General features: G+C 61.3%; 2 protein-coding genes. Both read right to left on the bottom strand.

Features of this window, described 5'->3' with window-relative positions; translation table 11 throughout:
- Positions 1 to 203 precede the first annotated feature (203 nt).
- Positions 204 to 1,574, bottom strand: a complete 1,371-nt coding sequence (locus Q355_RS15985; protein WP_051529433.1) for a replication initiator protein A — start codon at positions 1,572 to 1,574, stop codon at positions 204 to 206.
- A gap of 687 nt (positions 1,575 to 2,261) precedes the next feature.
- Entirely contained in the window at positions 2,262 to 2,900 is a 639-nt protein-coding gene (locus Q355_RS0113050; protein ID WP_027878180.1) for a hypothetical protein, read from the bottom strand.
- Positions 2,901 to 3,128 lie beyond the last annotated feature (228 nt).

Below are 3,128 nucleotides of genomic sequence, written 5' to 3'. Positions count from 1 at the left end.
ATCGCTTGGGTAGCAGCTTGCTCGACTATTCATGCTCGATTATATCGTCTGGGAAAGTTTTAAGACAGTCTCTTAGATCTACTGGGGGCTGTAGAGGTAAAAATCTGATGGGGAGATGCTTAGTTCACTGTAACGATTCCCTTGACTAAAAGTCAGGGGAATCGTTACGCCGGAATGACCAGCACGCCTGTGGCATCGTACCGTTAGCCCTCGAACCCCGTCCGCAGCCGCGCCGCCAGCGCAGCCGCCTTGCGTGGGGCGGAGTGGGCCAGCAACTCGCGGTAGAAGGCTTCAGCCTCCAGGCGCCCCTCGTCAAGGGCCTCGAACAGCAGCTCGAAATCACGCGGGGTGAAATGGCGCTTGAAGACCATCCCACACACCGTCTTGAGGTGGCTCATGCGTTCTTCGGAGGACATAGCCTCCCAGGCAGCCAGCGCTTCGGCCTCCCCCTCGCCACCTTCCTGCGCGGCAGCGCGGCCCCGGGTGGCAGGTCTGGCCTGCCTGGATACAAAGCCCTCGGGATTGGCGTATTTGCCCTGGGTATCCCTGATCACGTCCACCAAAAAGCCCAGGCGGTTGCGCGGCCGGTAGCCCTGCTCGAGGATCGCGGTGTACAGGGCCACCCGGGCGCGCAGGTGCTCGAGGTCATACTCGCGGGCGTAGCGCTGAGCCACCGAAAGCGACAGCCCCTGCGCGAGTAGCAGCTCCACCCCGGCCGGATCCGGCACCTGGGCCAGGGGGGCGAAGTGGTAGCGGATGCGCTGGTTCTTGCCCCGACCCACGTACTCCACGGCTTCAAGATAACCGTGCTGGATGAGCTCCTCGTGCGCGCCTTGCAGCGTGCGGCGGATCTTCTCCGGCCGCTTGTCGAGAATTTTACACACGTCAGCCCACTCGAGGAGCCCTACCTCGAAAGTGCGCACCGCCGTCCCCCCCTCGGCAAAGCGGCGCCCGTCGAGCAGTCGGTAGAGACCGCGGGTAGGGGGCCGCTTGAGGCTGGCCAAAAGCTCGAGGTCCAGCGGCTTGATATAGCGGGCTCTCACGCTGGCGGCGATCTCCTTACCCAGTTCGATCTTGAGCACGGTCTTGTTGTCGAGGCCCTCTCCCATCCCGGTAGCGTAGACCTTCTCAAGGTAGCGGAACTGCTTGCTCTCCCACCGCCCATCCTCCCGCCAGGCCTCGCGGGCGGTATAGGTGGTGTGGGTCAGTCGCCCGAGGCTGCGCTCCAGGGCCTTGTAGTAGTAGCCGCTGGTGTCGAGACCCATCAGCTTGAGCAACTGGTACGCCGTGGTCACAATAACCCCGTCGGCCGGGCAGCCGAAGCGCTGGTAGAGCACCAGCACCGCAAGGCTGACGTCGTTGTCCAGACCGTGCGGTACCCCGCCGTAATCGGGGTTGGCGCGGCAGGTGATCGACGCCCGGCGACCCTGGAGGTCAAACTCGAGATCCCAGCGGGTAAAACCCTCCGGAATACGCTCTTGCACGCTGATCAGGCCGAGAAAGGCGATGTTGCCTTCGTCGATATGAGAGGTTATCTCACGTTCACGTCGAGCAAGCAGCGAATCACTGGTCATCTAGACTGAAGTTTACCGCACCGCCGCGGCGGCCCTGTTGTTGTTTTAAGTTCTTTAAAAAGAATTAAAAAATTGATTGTCAACAACAGGGAGGGGAGTCGCGTGCGTGCTGGAGGGCTAAATCCTAACTTTTCCACCCAACTCTTCCGATAGTTTCACCCAACTCTTCCGATAGTTTAAGTCCCGATTCACCCAAGTCTTCCGATACTCCGGGCTCCCAATCACCCAAGTCTTCCGATAGCGATCACCCAAGTATTCCGATAGGGATCCTCCTGCAATCGCCCAACTCTTCCGATAGTTTAAGCCCCGAATCACCCAAGTCTTCCGATAGTCTGGTTTTCGGTTAACTCGCCGCCCTGGCGAGCGAGGTTTGTTCCCTTCAGGACAGCTATACGTCAAGTGCCTCGGAATAAACCACCCAACTCTTCCGATAGGTTCCCCTACCCGAATCACCCAGGTCTTCCGATAGTCTGATCTGAGAGACTGTCTTAAACCGACATTCCGCACTCCTCCCTCCATGCCTTAGGATTTTGGGGTGAGCGCCCAACCTGACCTGAAGGTCTACGACCTGGGCCACCTGGGCCTGGTGGCCAGCGTGCTGGGCAGAATCCGGGTGGGCCCCAGCGCGCAGCAGCTTTCTTGCCCCTGTGCGATAGATGTGGATAGAAAACGGGGGCAAGATGCCCCCTATTTTGCCCGGAGTGCTTTCAGCTCTTCCTTCCCCCAGCCCTCAGCCTCCCGGCTGCGCTTTAGCAGGCTGTCGGGTAGCTGCGGCAGGCGTTCTTTGAGCGCGCTGAAGGCCCGCTCGAGGCTCGCCCGGCGCATTCCCAGGTCGAGGGCTACCCGGCTTCCGAATCGCCAGGCCGCCAGCCAGAAGGCCCAGGCGTTCTCCTGGGTGGGTTCTGCCCGGCAGAGCGGGCCACCCTCCGGGTCTCCGAGCAGCACGGCTTTGTCCGCCAGACCGAGCTGATCCAGATCGGCCCGCCACGCCTCCCACTTTTCCTCGGGGAGCCGCCGGGCCCGCCACAGGTAGAGCGGGGTGTCCGCCAGGTCGAACTGGCGGGCCACCTCCTCCCAGGAAACAGCGGCCCGCACCGCTTCTTCCTGTAAGACACCCTCGATGACCAGGGCGTTTTCCTCCGTCTTCGCTCGTCCTTCCAGAACGCCCTGGGGCCGCTCGCCTTCATAGACGGGCAGCCGCACCGGCCTGGGGGTGGGCAGGCTCGCCTCCACGGTGGCCCGGTCGAGTTCCACCGTAAGACCTCGAGCCAACCACCCCTCGATCTGATCGCTGGTGAGGGTATTCGGAAACACCGCAACGCGCACTATGTTCCTCCTTTTTGGTACTGCTCGGCCTCAGCCCCGCTGATGGGGCGGTCGGGGAAGAGGGGAACCTCCAGAGTGGCTATCTCATCTATTTGCATCTTCCTGCTCCTGTACTTATCGCACCGTAAATGAACCAGCGATAGAGGGGCATGGGATTGGTGGAGAAGCTACGAACACTGCGAAGCACAGGGGTGGTGAGCTGGTGTAGGAAACCCAGCAGAAGGTTGC

Origin of the sequence: Meiothermus cerbereus DSM 11376, assembly GCF_000620065.1 — a bacterium.
In the GTDB taxonomy this organism is placed as follows: domain Bacteria; phylum Deinococcota; class Deinococci; order Deinococcales; family Thermaceae; genus Meiothermus; species Meiothermus cerbereus.
Note: the sequence above shows the minus strand (reverse complement) of the source record. Positions and strands in the feature narration are given on the sequence as shown.

Coding starts and splice junctions, on each gene's coding strand:
- Q355_RS15985 (WP_051529433.1), bottom strand. CDS start 1,574: ATGACCAGTGATTCGCTGCTTGCTCGACGTGAACGTGAGATAACCTCT.